At 59.4% G+C, this 16,991-nt stretch carries 12 protein-coding genes; 5 read left to right on the top strand and 7 right to left on the bottom strand.

The window, feature by feature from the left end; translation table 11 throughout:
* Positions 1-20: 20 nt before the first annotated feature.
* Both CLH62_RS12810 and CLH62_RS12805 read right to left on the bottom strand, forming a co-directional pair.
* A complete protein-coding gene (locus tag CLH62_RS12810; RefSeq protein ID WP_099618529.1) occupies positions 21-2,180 on the bottom strand; it encodes a tRNA(Met) cytidine acetyltransferase TmcA in 2,160 nt (719 codons plus the stop codon).
* Positions 2,180-2,557, bottom strand: a complete 378-nt coding sequence (locus CLH62_RS12805) for a DUF2237 family protein (protein WP_099618867.1) — start codon at positions 2,555-2,557, stop codon at positions 2,180-2,182. The genes CLH62_RS12810 and CLH62_RS12805 overlap by 1 nt, the downstream gene beginning before the upstream one ends.
* Positions 2,558-2,745: 188 nt before the next feature.
* On the opposite strand from CLH62_RS12805, the gene CLH62_RS12800 reads away from it, so the two are divergent.
* Both CLH62_RS12800 and CLH62_RS12795 read left to right on the top strand, forming a co-directional pair.
* On the top strand, positions 2,746-5,067 hold the full coding sequence (locus tag CLH62_RS12800; RefSeq protein WP_099618866.1) for an ATP-dependent helicase: 2,322 nt from the start codon (positions 2,746-2,748) through the stop codon (positions 5,065-5,067).
* 160 nt (positions 5,068-5,227) lie between these two features.
* Entirely contained in the window at positions 5,228-6,427 is a 1,200-nt protein-coding gene (locus CLH62_RS12795) for an OmpA family protein (RefSeq protein WP_099618528.1), read from the top strand.
* 57 nt (positions 6,428-6,484) lie between these two features.
* On the opposite strand, the gene CLH62_RS12790 is transcribed toward CLH62_RS12795, so the two are convergent.
* Genes CLH62_RS12790 through CLH62_RS12780 form a run of 3 tightly spaced genes read right to left on the bottom strand, consistent with a single transcriptional unit; the run spans position 6,485 to position 9,878 of the window.
* The gene (locus CLH62_RS12790) at positions 6,485-7,759 is read right to left on the bottom strand and encodes a methyltransferase (protein ID WP_228152841.1); all 1,275 of its coding nucleotides are present in this window, start codon (positions 7,757-7,759) and stop codon (positions 6,485-6,487) included.
* Positions 7,756-9,027: a D-amino acid dehydrogenase gene (locus CLH62_RS12785; RefSeq protein WP_099618527.1), complete on the bottom strand. Its 1,272-nt coding sequence runs from the start codon at positions 9,025-9,027 to the stop codon at positions 7,756-7,758. Before CLH62_RS12785 ends, CLH62_RS12790 begins: the two co-directional genes overlap by 4 nt.
* Before the next feature lie 17 nt (positions 9,028-9,044).
* Positions 9,045-9,878 (bottom strand): PPK2 family polyphosphate kinase, encoded by an 834-nt coding sequence (locus tag CLH62_RS12780; protein ID WP_099618526.1) that lies wholly within the window; start codon positions 9,876-9,878, stop codon positions 9,045-9,047.
* 129 nt (positions 9,879-10,007) lie between these two features.
* Here CLH62_RS12780 and CLH62_RS12775 point away from each other — a divergent pair, with 129 nt between their 5' ends.
* The 3 genes from CLH62_RS12775 to CLH62_RS12765 all read left to right on the top strand — a co-directional run bounded on the left by CLH62_RS12775 (position 10,008) and on the right by CLH62_RS12765 (position 13,709).
* Positions 10,008-10,817 carry a TatD family hydrolase gene (locus tag CLH62_RS12775; RefSeq protein ID WP_099618525.1) on the top strand — a complete coding sequence of 270 codons (810 nt, stop codon included), beginning with the start codon at positions 10,008-10,010 and terminating at the stop codon, positions 10,815-10,817.
* Positions 10,814-12,022, top strand: coding sequence for a cyclic di-GMP phosphodiesterase (locus CLH62_RS12770; RefSeq protein ID WP_099618524.1), 1,209 nt, complete (start codon positions 10,814-10,816; stop codon positions 12,020-12,022). Before CLH62_RS12775 ends, CLH62_RS12770 begins: the two co-directional genes overlap by 4 nt.
* Positions 12,023-12,092: 70 nt before the next feature.
* The gene (locus CLH62_RS12765) at positions 12,093-13,709 is read left to right on the top strand and encodes a Na/Pi cotransporter family protein (RefSeq protein WP_099618523.1); all 1,617 of its coding nucleotides are present in this window, start codon (positions 12,093-12,095) and stop codon (positions 13,707-13,709) included.
* On the opposite strand, the gene CLH62_RS12760 is transcribed toward CLH62_RS12765, so the two are convergent.
* Positions 13,679-15,958 carry a diguanylate cyclase domain-containing protein gene (locus CLH62_RS12760; protein ID WP_099618522.1) on the bottom strand — a complete coding sequence of 760 codons (2,280 nt, stop codon included), beginning with the start codon at positions 15,956-15,958 and terminating at the stop codon, positions 13,679-13,681. The two genes, CLH62_RS12765 and CLH62_RS12760, sit on opposite strands and share 31 nt — an antisense overlap.
* On the bottom strand, positions 15,955-16,914 hold the full coding sequence (locus CLH62_RS12755; protein ID WP_099618521.1) for an ABC transporter substrate-binding protein: 960 nt from the start codon (positions 16,912-16,914) through the stop codon (positions 15,955-15,957). Before CLH62_RS12755 ends, CLH62_RS12760 begins: the two co-directional genes overlap by 4 nt.
* Between the last annotated feature and the right edge of the window lie 77 nt (positions 16,915-16,991).

The following is a 16,991-nucleotide window of genomic DNA, read 5'->3' as shown; positions in this document are numbered from 1 at the left end:
CCGGAATTAAATCGAGCGGGTCACAACTCCGGCCCGTTTTCCAGAAGATCACGTACCAGTTGCCGCAAGCGGTCTTCGCCGTCCTTTTGCCCCAGGCACAGCCGCTCAGCCTGAAGCGAAGGCCAGGACCACCCCTGAAGCACCGCGCGACACCACAAGGCCAGAGGCTCCTTATCTGCCAGCCACGCCATGACCCCAGGTGCCCGGCTCAGTTTCCGCAAAACCGGAACCGTCATCTGGAATCCCCGGTGGCCGTTGGCGAAATGGTACAAGTCCCGCAGGTCGTCGTTATCGGGCCCCGGGCCCGGGGGCAAATCGGCGGTGATGCCTGCGAGCAAATCCGGCTCAAGCTCCGGCCAGTTCGCCGGCACCAGCGTTAGCCAGTGGCCGGCCAGCCTACTGCGTATGCGCTCGGCCAGACCCGAACCTGCCTGACTTATGCCCCTTAACATCTGCAACGGGTACTCACCGCTGGAAGCCTCCTGCTGCAGGCCGGCTCGCACCACCTGCAAGCCGCATCTCTGCCAGAAGGCAAGCAAATCGGTGCTGCCACCAAAACTGGTACCGAGATAATCCAGACCCTGCTCGCTGGCAAAAGCCTGTGCTGCCTCCACCAGATGGTTCCCGATACCCACCCGCCTCGACTCGTCCGCAACCGCGATACGGACCACCCGGAGACATCCCAGCGAGGCTGCTTCCGGATAACCGCTGTGGCTGGCCAGCGATTGGGGTAGTAAATGGCCCCGGATACGGCGGGTACCGAGGCTGACCTGCTCCGCCAGTGCCGGTTCAAGCCCGCCTTCCTGCGCACACCAGAGTACGCCGACCGTCCGGTCGCCGATTCGGGCTCGCCAGCTGTGGGCGGCCGGGTCGTCCATCCATTGTCTGAGGTCGGCAGGCGTGGTTCGGTAATGGGCATCCACCAGCAGACCGAAGGCCTCAGAAAGATCGGTATCATCTGCCCCTGACGGCAACCAGGGCTCGATGATCAATTCCTCAGACGGGTCTGCGATTTGCAGGGGTTTGCCTCCACCGTCCGCCGCGAGCATGAACAACTCCGAGACCAGGGCTTCCAGCGGATCGCCCTCGGCCCAGCGCACCGGCTCGTTCAGACTCAGGGACTGCCAGTGGGGCGTTGCCTGGTCGAGTACCTGACGGAAACGGATGGCAAAACCTCTTCCGGCACCCTCATAACCGTGGACCGTGGTAGAGAACGCCACTCGGGGCCAGCCCAGAAGTACGGCCTTGAGCAGGGGGGCGGGAATGGCAGCGGCCTCATCCACCAGGACCACCTCGGCCTCCGGGCGCGAGCCCAGCAGCTCCCGGATCGGGAGATACCTGAGGCGCCCTCCGCCGCGAGTCCTCAGCTCCCCGGAGCTGGCACTTGCCAGCTGATCCCCCAGCGCGACGCGGGCATGCCGGAACAGGGTTTCCACGTTCTGTTCCGACGGAGCAGAAACAACGATGTCTTGTCTGCCTTGTTGCAGCAATTCCGCTGCAGCCATACCCAGAGCCGAGGATTTGCCCCGGCCCCGGTCCGCAGTTACCACTAACGGTCGGCGTCGGCGGCCGAGGCCAAAGCGAACCAGACGCTGGACCAGTTTTTCCTGATCGGGGGTGGTTTTGATGGTAAACGCCGTCTCCGGCATGACGAGAGACGGAAAAGGTGGGGGGCGCACACCGTCGACGGTGACCCGGATCACCGCCTCGTGCCCCCGCAGAATTCTGGCCATTCGGGCCGCAAAGGGGTGTTCGTCACCATGGTCCAGACCGGTCCGGACATAATCCGGATCGGCAAAACGGTGCCATTGCTCAAGAGGCGGCATCAGCCAGAACAGCAAACCGCCAGCGGTAAGCGCTCCGGAAAGCGCGGCGAAGGCATCCGGCGGATTGCCCTGCCAGCCGTCCCAGACGATCACCGCAAGTTCGCGGCCGAGCCATGTGCGGGCGGCCGAGGGCGCTAGCCGGGCCAGGCGATTGTCGGGCGTATCCGCAGCCGGGCCGGTCCAGACGCCGGTCTGGAAGTCCAGGCCAGGAAGCAAGCCGGCCAGCCACTGGATCGCGGTATCACGTGGACCTTCCAGCAGAACGAGCCGGCGTTCGCCGTTGGCAGCGAGGCTTTGCTGGAGGTTGTGCCAGGCTGTTGCGCCCGGCGGGGTGTTGATGCCGACATGGCTCATCAGCTGAGGTCGGTGCCCTGGGTCTTGAGGTCGTCGAGGGCACACTTTTCCAGGGCGGCCTGGTGGGTGGCCCGCAGGCGCACTCTTGGCGCGCAGCCGGCTTCGAAGGCCTCCTGCCAGCGGGCGGCGCACAGGCACCAGCTGTCTCCGGCTTTGAGGCCTTCGAAGCCGAATTCGGGTCTGGGGGTGCTGAGGTCGTTGCCCTGGGCTTTGGAATATTCGAGGAATTCGTCGGTGACTACGGCGCAGACGGCGTGGAGGCCGAAGTCATCGGGGCCTACGTTGCAGCAGCCATCGCGGTAGAAGCCGGTGACCGGGTCTTTGCCGCAGGTTTCCAGTTGTTCGCCTAGTACATTTACGGATTCGGATTTCTGCATAACGTAGCCTTCTGGTTTTGGGGAGGGCAGGGTTTGAGCAGGTTCTCCAAAACACGCTCCTTGCGGCACATCCCTGTGGCGCTTGAGCTCCGCCATCCATGGCTCCGCACAGTTTTGAAGAACCTGCTCAAACCCTGCCTGCAAATCTGGTCGGTATCGCCACTGATTCCAATCATTTAACAGCAATTATGAGGCAGCGGTATCCGCTCTACCAGCAGCCCGTTACAATACCGGCCATGCCGACCGAACCCCAAATTTCTGATACCTCTCACCTTCCAGGTTATCTCACCGATGAGCAGCGGGCGATTATTACCGCCGGCTATGAGCATTCGGTGATTACCGCAGTTGCCGGGAGTGGCAAGACGTCGACGCTGGCCTGGCGGATCCGGTATCTGCTGGAGCAGGGGCACGATCCGGACCGGATGCTGGTGCTGATGTTCAATCGCAGTGCCCGGGTGGATTTTGAACGGAAGTTGCAAGAGGTGGGCAGTCAGAGCGGTCTGGCGTTGCCGGAGATCCGGACCTATCACGCCATGGGGCTGCGTTTGTACAAGCGGTTTGTCCGTGAAGGGTATCTGCCGGGGTTCTCGGAGAAGATTCTGACGGATCAGGAGATCAGTTTTCAGGCCTGGCAGTTGACGCGGCGGCTGGCGCCGGAGGATCTGGCGGATGAGATCCGGCGGAGCAAGAAGGATTTTGTGGAGACGGCGACGGGTTTTATTGATCTGGTGAAGACGACGCTGTCGCCGGCGGAGGTCGTGTTTGAGGAGCTGGGTTATTCCGATAAGCACCGGTATCTGATTGATCTGTTCCATAGTTTCGAGCAGTGGCGCAAGGGCCAGGGGCGGATCAGCTATGCGGATATGCTGTATGAGCCGGTGATGGCGATACATCAGAACCCGCCATTGCAGCGGCTGGTGGGTAACAAGATGGATCTGATTCTGGTGGATGAGTACCAGGACACCAATGAGATTCAGCATCTGCTGCTGCGCTATGTGGCCGGGGATCGGGCGCGGGTGACGGTGGTGGGGGATCCGGACCAGACGATCTACGAGTTCCGGGGCGCCAAGCCGGAGTTTATTCTCAAGCGCTTCAGCGATGAATTTGAAAGCCCGCTGGAGCAGACGCTCAGTTACACCTTCAGGTACGGGCATCGGGTGGCCCTGCTGGCGAATCATCTGATCTGTCACAACACGGGACGTAAGGATGTGCTTTGCCATTCTCACCCGTCCACGCCGCAAACAGAAATTACCCTGCACCGGGTGGAGAGCGATGCCGATACGGTGTTGCAGATTCTGCAAGACCAGTCTGAGCCGGCCCTGGCCGGCACCGCGATTCTATTCAGGGTGTGGAGCCAGAGTGTGCCGATTGAGCTCAAGCTGCTGGCCCGGCAGATTCCCTACCGGATTGATGCCGGTAAGGGCGCCCTGTTCAGCCGGGAGGTGCAAGCCATTACCGCCCTGCTGATGGTAGTCACCGGCAAGCTCAAAAACCTGCCGGACGAAGACCGGCTGGAACTGGCCCGGCAGTTGTTGCGGTTTCCCCACGTCGGTCTGAAGGAGCCGGAACTGGAGCAGCTGGCGCGGTTTCTTTCAGGGTTTTCCAGCGGCTGGCATGAGCGGTTGCTGGCGATGGATTTTGACGCCCTGGCGCCGATGGCTGCCCGCAAGCTGCGGAAGTTGGGCGAGGTCCTGGCCCAGCTGCGCAGTTATGGGGGGCCGGTGTCGGGGTTGATCAGCGTCTACGCCGAACACACGGACCTCTATGAGGGCATCCGGAGCCTGGCGCTGACCCATGAGAGCGCCGAGGAGCGGATCGATACCATCCAGGGTTTCCGGCAGTACCTGAAAGGCCTCGATGTGACCGCCGAAGGCGCCCTGGAGCACCTGAAGGCCCTGAAGCAACAGGCGGGCACGAAACAGGAAGGTGGTGTTCTGTTGTCTACCATTCACCGCACCAAGGGGCTGGAATGGCCAACCGTGATCATTCCCGGCCTGCAGGAAAAATACCTGCCCTACAGTCCGCGGCCCCAGGAGGACGCCCGGGCGTTTCTGGAAAGTGAGCGTCGGCTGTTGTATGTAGCCATGACCCGAACCCGACAGCACCTTCACCTGATCACCCGGCCGACTAGCGCACAACCGCACCTGGACGGTGATCAGGGCCCAAGCCGGTTTGTGGAAGAGTGCTGTTTCGAGCTGGCGGGGGAATTCGGGCGATGGCTTGATGAGCGCAATCCGGCCGAAACCGGTACTATCCGGCTGACCGCGCCCCTGACGCCGGTCAGCCAGCGCTATGCCTCCCGGGAAAGCGTTGCCCTCGAAGGCCAGCCCGCCACATCAGTGAGCTCGATGGAACCTCTCTGGCACTTCAGGCGTCTGAGTCACGCGATTTTTGGCGCCGGTACGGTCGTTACCGAAGATGAAAGCTCCTTCGAGGTTCATTTCGATAATGGCGAGACCCTGAATTTCAGCAAGAAAAGTGCTCACCTGTATTTTACCCCACTGACCTGAACCGAATGCCGGCACGTAAACGTCGGCTGGGTACAATTGCTGATGTAACAACTTGTATCATTTTTTTGTTTTTTTTGGCCTACTGACCTAAATTCCTAGTAAACAAGCACTTTTTTAAAAGAAGTGCGGTCCCACAACGATAATGAACAGGAGGTTCTGCATGAACATCATGCGTCCGATTACCTTGGCCGCCCTGGCCGCCACCCTGGCGACCCCGGCCATGGCCGACCGCCAGGAAACAATCTACATCAACCCGTTTGCAGGCTTCCAGCTGTTTGACGACAAGCGGGACCTGAGTGAAACCGGCACCTTTGGTGTCGGCGTGGAATACCGTTTTCGCCCAAACTGGTCTGTGGAAGCGCTCTACTCCCGGGCCGATGCTGACCGCAAATACGTACCCGGCGAGTCCGAGTTCGAAGAAGTGCGGGTCGATGGCACCTATTACTTTGCAGGTCCTGACGAAGCCTGGAACCCTTACGTTTCCATGGGTGCCGGCCATGCGGATTTCGGCACGGACACAAGCGGTGTGCGAACTGCCGGCAGCAACCATGACGAAACCCGGGTGAACGTGGGTACCGGTTTCCGCTACAACGTCAGTGACGCAGTGTCGCTGCGCGGTGACCTCCGGGAGTTCCACGGTATTGATGAAAGCACCTTCGATACCCAGGTTTCCTTGGGTATCAGCTTGGCCTTTACCCGGACCATTGCCCAGGCTGCTCCAGAACCCGTGGATTCCGACGGTGACGGAGTTCCCGATTCCAGGGACCAGTGCCCCGGCACGCCCGCAGGCACAACTGTTGACAGTACAGGTTGTGAGCCGGATGCCGATCGCGATGGAGTTATAGATAGCCGCGACGATTGTCCGAACACACCACGCGGCGCCGAGGTGGACAGCCGTGGTTGCGAACTGGACAGTGATTTCGACGGCGTCGTTAACAGCCAGGACCTGTGCCCGAACACCGCCGCAGGTGCCGAAGTTGACGAGACCGGTTGTGAGGGTATCGTCGAGACCATCGAAACCTTCACCATCGAAGTGCAGTTCCCGACCGACAGCTCTGTTATCGGTAATGCCTTCGATTCAGAGATCCGCCGTGTTGCTGATTTCCTGAAGGAAAACCCTGAGACTATCGTTGAAATTGCCGGCCATTCCGACAGCCGCGGTGCTGCCGATTACAACCGGGCGCTTTCCCAGCGCAGGGCCGAAGCCGTTGCCGAACGCCTGACCGGGCCCCTGGGTGTCGATCCGTCAAAGGTAAACGCCGTAGGTTACGGTGAAGAGGCTCCGATCGCTTCTAACGATACCGTGGATGGCCGTGCTGCCAACCGTCGGGTAGAAGCGCGCATTCAGATTCGTCGTTAATCAACGGCTCGAACCTGAATGAACCAGAAAGGCGCCTCCGGGCGCCTTTTCTGTATTTCAGGAGTGGCTGTGTTGAGCGGGTTGAATACCGGAAACCCTGACGGCATCAATGAGCAAGTTTCGGGGCGTCAGAGCCCGATCGCAGAATTGCCCAAGCCGCACCCGATAGCACTGCTCCTCCAGAAAAACCGCGTAATCCCAAACCACCCACAGCTCCAGCGGCCGGCGGAACAGGTGGCGTACCAGTTCATGGCGGCGAACCTGTGCCCGGCGCTGTGCTCCAAAGTCAAGCCAGGCATCGAAGTCCGTATCCCCGGGCAAATCAAGTTGCTTCTTTTCGGCCGCCCAACGACAGAAGGCCGGAAACCCCTCTTTCATCAGCCGGGCCGGATGGGGCGGTACCGAAAGATACTCGTCGCGCCCTCTTACGTGGCGCTGCAAACCATCAAAGCCCAGGCGCCACTGGCTTACCAGTCTGGTCTGTTCACGCACCCGTGCCGGAGCTGTGACGGTCTCCCGGACCGCCAGGCGCAAATCATTCCGGCTCGGCTGAAGCAGACCGCCATGGCTGGATGCTTTTTCCGAAAGCGGCCGGTATATTTCTTCGCCGGCCAGATGGTAGCAGCAGGGTGAGATGCTCAACCTTGGCAGGCCAGCTTCGCTTCCCCGGCGCAGCAATTGCCGGTGCAGATCGCCGCAGGCATGCAGCGCAACACCGTGGAGATTACCCGGAAGCGTCAGTTCAGCAGCCATGACATCCTGAAGCGCGATTGATACTGGGTCCCGGAACTGTCGGGCAAGGCGATTGCCGTCGCGGACCAGTTCCGGATTCCACTCGTAACCCTGTATGTCGCCGGGGCAAAGCGGTGCCAGCGTCCGTGACAAGTGTCCCTTGCCGCAGCACCAGTCCAGAGCCGGATGCTCCAGGGGTGCCAGTGAGGCTGCAAATGCTCCCGACTGGAGCCGTTTGCGGCCCGGCATATCGGTTGCCCGGACTTCCGGAAGAGTCGCTTCTGTTACCTTTTCCCTGGAGGACGAGAGCTGCGGCACCCGCACCAGTTCGGCATAACCCGTCAGCGACGGCACTAACCTGGACGCCTGCCTCGCCAGTTCCTCCGGGGCCTCATTCAGGTGTTCGCAGTCGCTATCGGAAAGCTCTTTCACCATGGCAGCCAGCTTCGGGTGGCGCCTGGCCCAGGCTGGTTCCGGCGTCATAAACGGGGCCGGTTGCCAGAACTCACGATGCTGCACCAGCCAGTCGTTGAGCTCTTGCCACCGCTGGTACGCGCTGTCCGTCAGGGCCTTGGCTAGAACACCTTTCTGGTCGATCACTCCCGGAACCGTCCTGGCCTGAATGCATCCAGACAGACTGCGGGTTCCTCTCCGGCAATAACCTGTGCAATCACATCCGCGCTGCCGGCGGATAGAGTCCAGCCGAAGGTTCCGTGGCCAGTATTCAGATACAGGTTCTCTCTCGGCCCCCTACCGATAATCGCGGGACCGTCTGGCGTCATGGGGCGGAAGCCGGTCCAGGTTTCTGCTGCATCCAGATCGGCAGCCCCGGGGAACCTGGACTCCACGGATTTCCGGATAGTCGCCAGGCGGGCCTCAGGGATGTCGCGATTGAAATCGGCCAGTTCCACGAATCCTGTCGCCCGAAGGCGGTTTCCCAAACGGGTCGATACCACTTTGTAATTGTCGTCATGGATGGTCGAGGCCGGCCCGCGCTCCGGATCTTTCAGGGGAACGGTGATGCTGTAGCCTTTAACCGGGTAGATTGGCATTGCCAGGCCCAGGGGCTCTACCAGATGGTTTGACCAGCAACCGGCGCTGATCACGAACGCATCGGCTTCCAGGATTTCCGGAGTGCCGTTGCGGGTTTGCAGAATGAGGGCGTTGACCTTCTGATCATCGGCCACCAGCCGCTCGGCTTCAACGTTATAACGGACTGTTACGCCGTTGACTTCACAGGCTTTTGCCAGTTCCTGGGAGAACAGGTGACAGTCGCCCGTGCCATCGGTGTCGTAGCTCAGGGCGCCGTAAAGCGGGCCGTCGCCAACCATGCCGGGTTCGGCTTCCCGCACCTGCTCCGGGGTCAGCAGGCGGGAGGGGATGCCCAGCTCATTCAGAAGCTCATGAGTGGCCCGGTAGCTTTCCAGCGCCTCTGGTGTGCTGGCCAGATGCAGCAGGCCCTGGTGGGCGCCGTCGAACGCCAGGCCCAGCTCCTTTTCCAGTGCCAGAAAGCGTTCCCGGCTGTGGATGCCAAGCCGTAACATGGCACGCCGGTTCAGCCCGAACAGTCCCGGGGACCAGGCGTAACGCAGGGTGGCAAACATGAATTTTAGTGTTTCCACGGAAGGCGGTACCCGCACCTTCAGGGGGCCATCCTGCTTGAACAGCCAGGGCAGTGCCTTGAGCACCATGGCCGGGTCTGCCCAAGGGTAGACCACACCGTAGGAACGCTGGGCCGCGTTGCCCTTGCTGGTTTCATTTCCCGCAATGCTGTGGCGCTCCAACACCGTCACCTCGTGGCCCCTGCGATTCAGCTCATAAGCGGTAGTCATACCCACTACGCCGCCACCGACAACAACAATGTGCATGTGCCTCTCCATTTTATTCACTTCACGCCATTTTTGGCCAACAGGCGGCGGTACTCTTTCAGCACGCCCTCGTCTTCTTTCGGGTACTCCGGAGCCAGGTGCTGCAACTGCTCAGCCAGTATTGCTGCAACGATGGCCCGGGCCTGGGATTTCCTGTCACCGGGCACGATGAACCAGGGCGCCTCCTCCGTGTGGGTGGCGGCCATGGCTTCCTCGGCGAACTCTTGATACTGGTGGCGCTTGTTCCAGCCATCTATATCCGACTTGTCGAACTTCCAGCGCTTGCGGGGTTTGTCGAGACGCTTCAGAAGACGTTGGGAATGCTCGTCTTCGGACAGGTTCAGCCAGACCTTGATCAGTGTGGTGCCTTCCTCCACCAGATGGCTCTCGAAGTTCCGGATAGACTGATACCGGTTCTTCCAGTTGTAGCTTTCAGGCTCGTGGACCGGCCATACCCTTTCGGCAATAACCGCCTCATGATGGCTGCGATTGAATACCACCATCTCCCCGAAACCCGGCAAAAACGGCGTCACCCGCCAGAGAAAGTCATGGCGGGTTTCTGCGCCCTGGGGCCGGCTGAACGACCAGGCATGGAACCCGGCAGGGTCCGCGTAGGTTGCCAGGGTGCGAATAAGGCTGTCCTTGCCACTGGTGTCCGGGCCGTGGGCGACCAGTAATACAGCCCTTGCCCGGTTGGCCCACAAGCGGCGCTGATACTCACCAATCTGTTCGAGGCTGGCTTCTAACCCGGGCAATTCCTCATCTTCGTCGTCCAGTAGGGTCCGGTAATCCCGGAACCGGGGTTTCCTGGGGTCGAAGACAAAGGAACTGGCAAACGCCGATAATTTCATCAAAATGCTCCGTGTTACTGCCTATGGAGGTAATACAGGTCAACAATCGTACAAACTGGTAAACTCTCGTGACCAAGTTCTCAGAATAGCAGCCACAACGCTGGTTGCGATGGAGTGTAGTAGCTGGCAATGAGTAAAAAACGTCGCGAGATTCCCGTATTTGATCACCCGATCATTGAAACCCACTGCCACCTGGATTACCTCAAGGACCGTCCCCTGGAGGAAACCCTTGAGCAGACGCAAGGTGTAAACATCGAGAAAGTGATCACCATTGCGGTGTCCCCGGACAACCTTGCCCGTGTCCGCGAGCTCAGCCAGATTGCACCCTGGGTCTACGGCACACAAGGGATTCATCCCCATGACGCCGAGAGCTATTCCGATGAGGTGGAAGCTGAAATCCGGACCCACGCCGGCGACGAAAAGATCGTGGCGGTCGGCGAAATCGGGCTGGATTACTTCTATGACAATGCCGACCGGGAGGTTCAGCGGCAGGTGTTCCGGCGCCAACTGCAGATTGCCTGCGATACCGACCGCCCCGTGGTTATTCACAGCCGGGACGCGGACGACGACACCATTGCCATCCTGAGTGAGTTCGAGACCAGCCTCAAACGCCGTGGTGTGATTCACAGCTTTACCTCCGGGCCAGGCCTGGCACGGTACGCACTGGATCAGGGCTGGTGCCTCGGTTTCAATGGCATAACCACCTTCAACAAGGCGGAAAACGTGCGAGACATTGTCCGCATGGCACCCATAGACCAGATCCTGCTGGAAACCGACTCACCGTTCCTCACCCCGGTCCCTTACCGCGGCAAGGAAAACGCGCCTTTTTACCTGCCGTTTATCGCCGAAAAAATTGCCGAGGTGAAGGATATTCCCCTGGACGAGGTGATTACCCGGACTTACGAGAACAGCCTGCGGACATTTTTCCCCGGACAATGATCAAACGCGTTCCTATCTCGGCACTGAAGGTCGGCATGTACATCACCGACCTGAACAACGACTGGATTCCTCATAACACCCAGCGTAAGCGCGGCGTGATCAAGAAAGAGGAAACCATTGAGAAAATCCGCCGGATGGGCGTGCAGTTTGTCTATATCGACGTTTCGAAGGGTGCCGATAGCCAGGACTCCGAAACCGCCGCCGAAGTGGATCGCCGAAATGAGTCTGCCCTCCAGCGTGCCGGCGAGCTGACGCCGGGCCTGCGCCCGCATGTTCCGTTCACTGAAGAAATTGTGATTGCCCAGAAGATTCACAGCCAGGCCCAGGGGCTGGTGGGCGATTTCATGAATAACGTCAAGATGGGCGCCGCCATCGACATTGCTCCGATTCACCGGCTGGCCGACGAGCTCCAGCACTCGGTATTCCGCAACGCCAACGCCCTGAGTTGCCTGGGACGGATCCGCGAAAAAGACAACTACCTGCTGGAACACTCGGTCAATCTCAGCGTGCTGATGTCCCTGTTCGGCAATCACCGGGGCCTGTCTGCGGATGTGCTGCACCAGACCATCGTCGGCGCCCTGCTCCACGACCTTGGCAAGATCCTGACGCCGGACGAGATTCTGCACAAGCCAGGTCGCCTGAGCCCCGAGGAGTTCGAGGTGATGAAACTCCACGCCCGGCACTCCCGGGATATCCTTGCCACCACCGAAGGTATCGGCGAACTGACCGTGATCACCGCCGCCCAGCACCATGAGCGTCTCGACGGCACTGGCTATCCCGAGGGTCTCAAAGGTGAGGAAATTTCAGAATACGGTCGCATGGTCGCTATCACCGATGTCTACGACGCCATTACTGCCGACCGGGTTTATCACAAAGGCATGACCCCGACACAGGGCCTGAAAAAGCTGCTGGAATGGAGTGGTGATCACCTGGACCCGGTGCTGGTCCGGCAGTTTATTCGGTGCATCGGACTTTACCCCATCGGCTCCCTCGTTCTTCTGGAAAGTGGCCGACTGGGAACCGTGGTGGAAACCAACGAGGCAGACCAGAGGCTGCCGGTGGTACGGGTCATGTACCACACCCGGTTCCGCATGCCGATCACGGTAGAAACCATCGACCTGGCAAAACCCGGCACTCAGGACCGCATCTTACGGGCTGTCGACCCAGAGGAGTACAGGATAGATGTCCGGAAATTTCTTGTCTGACCATCGACAGAGCCCGCGCAGGCTCTGCTAAGCTCAACGTAACCCCACTTCGAGATTCAAGCATCCGGAAATGACAGCAACCATCTTCCAGATTCTAGGCGGCCTTGCCCTGTTCCTGCTCGCCATGGAAATGATGACCAACGGCCTCAAGAGCGCGGCTGGTCGTCACCTGCGCCACATGCTGGGCCATTGGACCAAGTCCCCTTTACGGGGACTTGCTTCCGGCTTCCTGATCACCGGCCTGGTCCAGTCCTCCGGCGCGGTCACTGTGGCCACTATAGGGTTTGTGAATGCCGGCCTGCTCAGCCTTAGCCAGTCCCTGGGCGTTATCTTTGGCTCCAACATCGGGACCACGATGACCGGCTGGCTGGTCAGTCTCGTGGGAATTGGCTTCAACATTGAGGCCATTGCCCTACCCATTCTCACCGTCGGCGTCGGACTCAAGCTGATGTCGGGAAATTCCCGCAGCAAAGCCTTCGGTGAAGCACTGGCAGGTTTCGCCCTGTTCTTTCTCGGACTGTCCATCCTCAAGTCTTCCCTGGAGTCGCTGACCGGAGGACTGGACAACAGCATCCTGCTGCAAAACGATTATGGTCTGCCGGCTTTCATATTGATCGGCTTTCTGGCAACGGTGCTGACCCAGTCCTCCAGTGCCGCCCTGGCCATCGTACTTACTGCGGCGGCAGGCGGTCTGATTCCGCTTGATAATGCCGCGGCCGCGGTTATCGGCGCTAACCTCGGGTCCACCTCAACCGCAGCCATCTCTGCCCTGAAAGCAACTGCCAACGCCCGGCGCCTGGCCATTGGCCACATCCTGTTCAATGTCGTAACCGGCATTATTGCGCTCACTATCCTGCCGGTCATGCTGTGGATAGTTGCATTGCTGACAGACTGGCTGGATATGGACGCCAACATTGCGGTTTCCCTTGCCCTGTTCCACACCCTGTTCAACGTACTTGGCGCCTTTATCATGCTACCGTTCATCCCCCGCTCTGCCAGGTTGCTGGGGCGGCTGTTCCGGAGCAAGGAAGAGGACAGCGCAGAGCCGCGGTTTCTGGATAACACCCTGATAACCACACCGGAACTTGCGGTGGGCGCTGTTGATCAGGAGATGAAACGCCTCATCGGGCTTACCCGGGGCCTCCTGCGCGTTTGCCTGGACCGTGAAGACCTGAAACCTGCCCAGATAGTCCCGAAATCCGATGCCTGCCTGAGTCTCAACCAATCGATTGCCGACTATATCTCCCGGCTCCGCGCCGAGAAGATGCATCCGACCACAGTGGACGCTCTTACCAGAACCATTCTTACCTGTCGTTATTTGGCCGAGGCGACTGTCCTGGCGCCTGCCCTGCTGCAATTGCGGGAATCCCGGAACATGCCCCAACTGGCCGCAATTTCGAGTGACCTGGATGAATACCTGAATCTGTTAAGGAGCCTGGTAGCGGCCGATGACGCTGATCCGGAATCGTTCAATAAGGCTGAAAAGACCTACCACATCCTCAAATCACGCATGCTCGCCATGATCGTCCGGGGGGAGTTCTCTTCGATTGCCGGTGAGCGCACCCTGGATAGCCTGAGCTCAGTGCGGCGGCTTTGCGACCAGTGGTACAAGTCCCTGGCCTGGCAGCCAGCAACGGAACTGCTTAATGGGGCCGCTCAGGAGGAGAAGTCGGAAAACCGGACATAGCGGTTGCGTCCTGTTTGCTTGGCCTGGTACATGGCCTGATCCGCCTGGCGCAAAAGCTGGTCGCCGTCCAGATCAGCAGTCTGCGGGAACAGGGTACAACCAATACTTGCCGATACCTCAACGTTGTGGTCCACCACCCAGGCAGGCTCGGCTACCCTGGCAAGCAGGCGTACCAGTAAACTCTCCAGCGACGCCTCATCCTGAACATTCATGACAATGGCCGCGAACTCGTCACCTCCCAGTCGGGCCAGGGTATCCTCTTCCCTGAGTACAGCCCGCATGCGGGAGGCAATCTCAACCAGCAACTGGTCACCGGCCTCATGCCCAAACGCATCGTTTACCGGTTTGAACTCATCCAGATCAATGTAAATCACCGCAAGCTTGCCGCTCTGCCGACGGGTCAGGGCCATGGCCTGCTGCAGGCGGTCCGCAAACAGCACCCGGTTCGGCAGCCCTGTCAGCGCATCATAATGGGCCATGATCCGAAGTTTCTGTTCCTGTTCCTTGAGGCGGGTAATGTCACTGAAGATGCCGACGAAATGGGAGACTTTGCCATGGTCGTCACGGACGCTGCTGATGGTCATCGAAAGAGCCAGCGACTCGCCGTTGTTGCGCCTGGAGGCAAACTCACCTGCCCAGAATCCCTGGGCCCGGGCACTGGAGAAAACACCGCTGCCCTCATCCAGTGGCAAGGGGGGTAAACGCTGAATGGTCCGCTTCCGTGGACGACCGGTGATGGCGAGATAAGCGTCGTTGGCATCAATCACCATGCCGTAGCTGTCGGTAATGAAGATTGCCTCACGTGCGTATTCGAACACACTCGCGGCAAGGCGCTGACGCTGCTCGGCCTGCTTCCGCCTTGTTATGTTGTACCAGGAGCAAAGGATAAACGCTTCCTGCTCACCCTCACCGTGAACCGGTGCCATGGTTACATCAACCCAGACCTCTGAACCGTCGGAACGCTGGAGCACCCATTCAAACTGCTCGACGTGGCCATCGCCGACACGGGTATTTATCTGCTCCATTTTCTGTCGGGATATCTGCCCATCAGGCTGAAATTCGGGAGAGAAGACCGCGAGATCCTTGCCGTATATTGAAACGCTTGCGCTATACCCCAGGAGATCGACCGCTGCACGGTTGGTATCGACAAAGACACCCCCCTTTATAAGTAACGCCGGCTGTGGCCAACCAGAAACCAGCTGCCTCAGGCGCTTCTGCTCCGAAGCAAGCTGGCGCCTGCTCCTGGCCAGCCAGAGGGAACTGGCAAGCAACAGAATAACCAGAACCGCCACCGTGAAAACCCAGAGGCGATAATGTTGCAGAACATCCACCCAGGTGACCCGTGGCACTTGGTCGAAGGGTGCCACGCGCAACGTTCGGGCCAGATATTCCACGGACTGGTAATCCGCAGGCGGGGAAAACCCGGTGATGCCGGCTGCCACCGCTACTTCGTCATCCGGCTCGATGGAAAACAACGCCGATGCAACCCGGCGGACCACTCGCTCGTTGACATGGGGCAAAGCCACCAGCGGCCACTCCGGGTATAGGCGCGTGGAGACAACGTAGGGAAAACCGGCCAATTCCTGCCGATTCAGGATTTTGATTTGCGCAAAAAGATCGGGGTTTGCTTTCGCCATTTGCTCCAGAATGCTGGTGCGCACAAAACCGACATCCGCATCACCCGACAATACCGCCCGGACCACTCTGTCGTGGGTGCCGAGAAACCGAATCAGGTTCACCTTACGGATATCAATGCCGGCGTCCTGTAATTCCAGAACCTGAGTCTGGTATCCACCCAGAAAATGCATCCCGGGCGAGGCAATACTTTTGCTCCGCAGGTCCTCCAGGCTGTTGATGTCCTGGCGCTGAGAGCCAGTGAAGATAACCCCGCCAAGGCTGGAAGTGGACTGATCTCCGGAACGTCGAACGAGAGTAGCCAAAACACCGGTCAGGCTGCGTTCACTGCGGATCAACAGGAGGTGACTCGGATTGGTCAGAAAAAAGTCCAGCTCGTTCGCGGCAACCGCGCGATTCATGTTGTCCTGACTGAGCACGACCAATCGTACCTCCGCGCCCACCTCCCGGGAGAGATAACGGGCCAGAGGCTCAAAACGCTCACGGATAATGTTGTCAGGCCGATACGCAAAGATACCGAATGTCAGCGCTTCCCGGGCACTGGCAACGGTAGCGGTCAGGCACTCAATGACTACCAGCAGAATCGGGATCAGCAAACAGCGACGAGCCTTCAAGGCAGACTCCTGGGGAGAAAAGAGGGATCACACAAACGTTGGAAGCCAGGCTCGTTCCGGATCATTCCCGTTCTGAGCATCAGCTTCGACAGAGAGCGGGCCATGATTTCCACCCGACCGGCCCCGGAAAGATAACGCTGGTTTGCTGCCAGATCCGGCAGCATCACGGTCGCCAGCGCACTCTGAACATCCTCTGGCCGGATACCCTGATGGTTTGCTACCCGATAGACCGCATCATGCATGCTGCGAACCAGATGCTGTAACCCTCTGAAGTGGGCTGTGACCATATCCCGAACGGCATCCGGGTTTCCGTCCGCTGCTTCCCGGGTAACCACCAACAGATCAAAAATGGTTTCTGGTATATCACTGCTGTCAAAAAGCCGGACGCCACCTTCCCGCTCCAGTTTCATCGCGGTCGGTTCGTAACAGACCGATGCGTCGACCTCAGCCCGGGACCACGCCCCTGCGTGCTCGCTGACAGGCAAATCGATCGGGACGACGTCGCTCCAGGCAAGACCTGCAAGCTCAAGAATTTTCAGCAACATGATGCCGGAGACCCCATTTACTTCAACGGCAATCCGTTTGCCCTGAAGTTCCGCCAGCTCGGTAATATGAGGCCGGGTGATCAGCGCATCCGCTCCGGCAGACACATCGGCGACGGCTACAACAACCACCTCGGTACCTTCCGACCAGACCCGGATGGTTTCATCCAGCGTTAACGCTGCGCCATGGAGCTTGCCAGACAACAACCCGGCCATGGAGTCCTTGGAGGACGGCCCGGACTCCAGAACCACAGACGCCGGCAGCCAGCCGAAGTCCCGGGCCAGATACAACGGTTCGTACCCAATCCATGGATGGATCCCGAAGACCAGGGGGTCGGATGTGCGGCAACCGGACAGTCCGGTCGCAAAGAGACCGGTGGCTATCGATAAACCAAGGAAGTCACGGCGCTGCATCGAGTTTCCGGGCAAAGTGAAGAAAATTAACTTTTATCAATAGTCACTAGTTTACTGTGTGACATATTATCGGTAAA

It is taken from the genome of Marinobacter guineae (assembly GCF_002744735.1).
Taxonomy (GTDB): Bacteria; Pseudomonadota; Gammaproteobacteria; order Pseudomonadales; family Oleiphilaceae; genus Marinobacter; species Marinobacter guineae.
The sequence above is the reverse complement of the archived record's forward strand: the minus strand, read 5'-3'. Positions and strand labels throughout refer to the sequence as shown.

Coding starts and splice junctions, on each gene's coding strand:
- CLH62_RS12765 (WP_099618523.1), top strand. CDS start 12,093: ATGACAGCAACCATCTTCCAGATTCTAGGCGGCCTTGCCCTGTTCCTG.
- CLH62_RS12770 (WP_099618524.1), top strand. CDS start 10,814: ATGATCAAACGCGTTCCTATCTCGGCACTGAAGGTCGGCATGTACATC.
- CLH62_RS12785 (WP_099618527.1), bottom strand. CDS start 9,027: ATGCACATTGTTGTTGTCGGTGGCGGCGTAGTGGGTATGACTACCGCT.
- CLH62_RS12810 (WP_099618529.1), bottom strand. CDS start 2,180: ATGAGCCATGTCGGCATCAACACCCCGCCGGGCGCAACAGCCTGGCAC.
- CLH62_RS12780 (WP_099618526.1), bottom strand. CDS start 9,878: ATGAAATTATCGGCGTTTGCCAGTTCCTTTGTCTTCGACCCCAGGAAA.
- CLH62_RS12755 (WP_099618521.1), bottom strand. CDS start 16,914: ATGCAGCGCCGTGACTTCCTTGGTTTATCGATAGCCACCGGTCTCTTT.
- CLH62_RS12775 (WP_099618525.1), top strand. CDS start 10,008: ATGAGTAAAAAACGTCGCGAGATTCCCGTATTTGATCACCCGATCATT.
- CLH62_RS12805 (WP_099618867.1), bottom strand. CDS start 2,557: ATGCAGAAATCCGAATCCGTAAATGTACTAGGCGAACAACTGGAAACC.
- CLH62_RS12795 (WP_099618528.1), top strand. CDS start 5,228: ATGAACATCATGCGTCCGATTACCTTGGCCGCCCTGGCCGCCACCCTG.
- CLH62_RS12800 (WP_099618866.1), top strand. CDS start 2,746: ATGAGGCAGCGGTATCCGCTCTACCAGCAGCCCGTTACAATACCGGCC.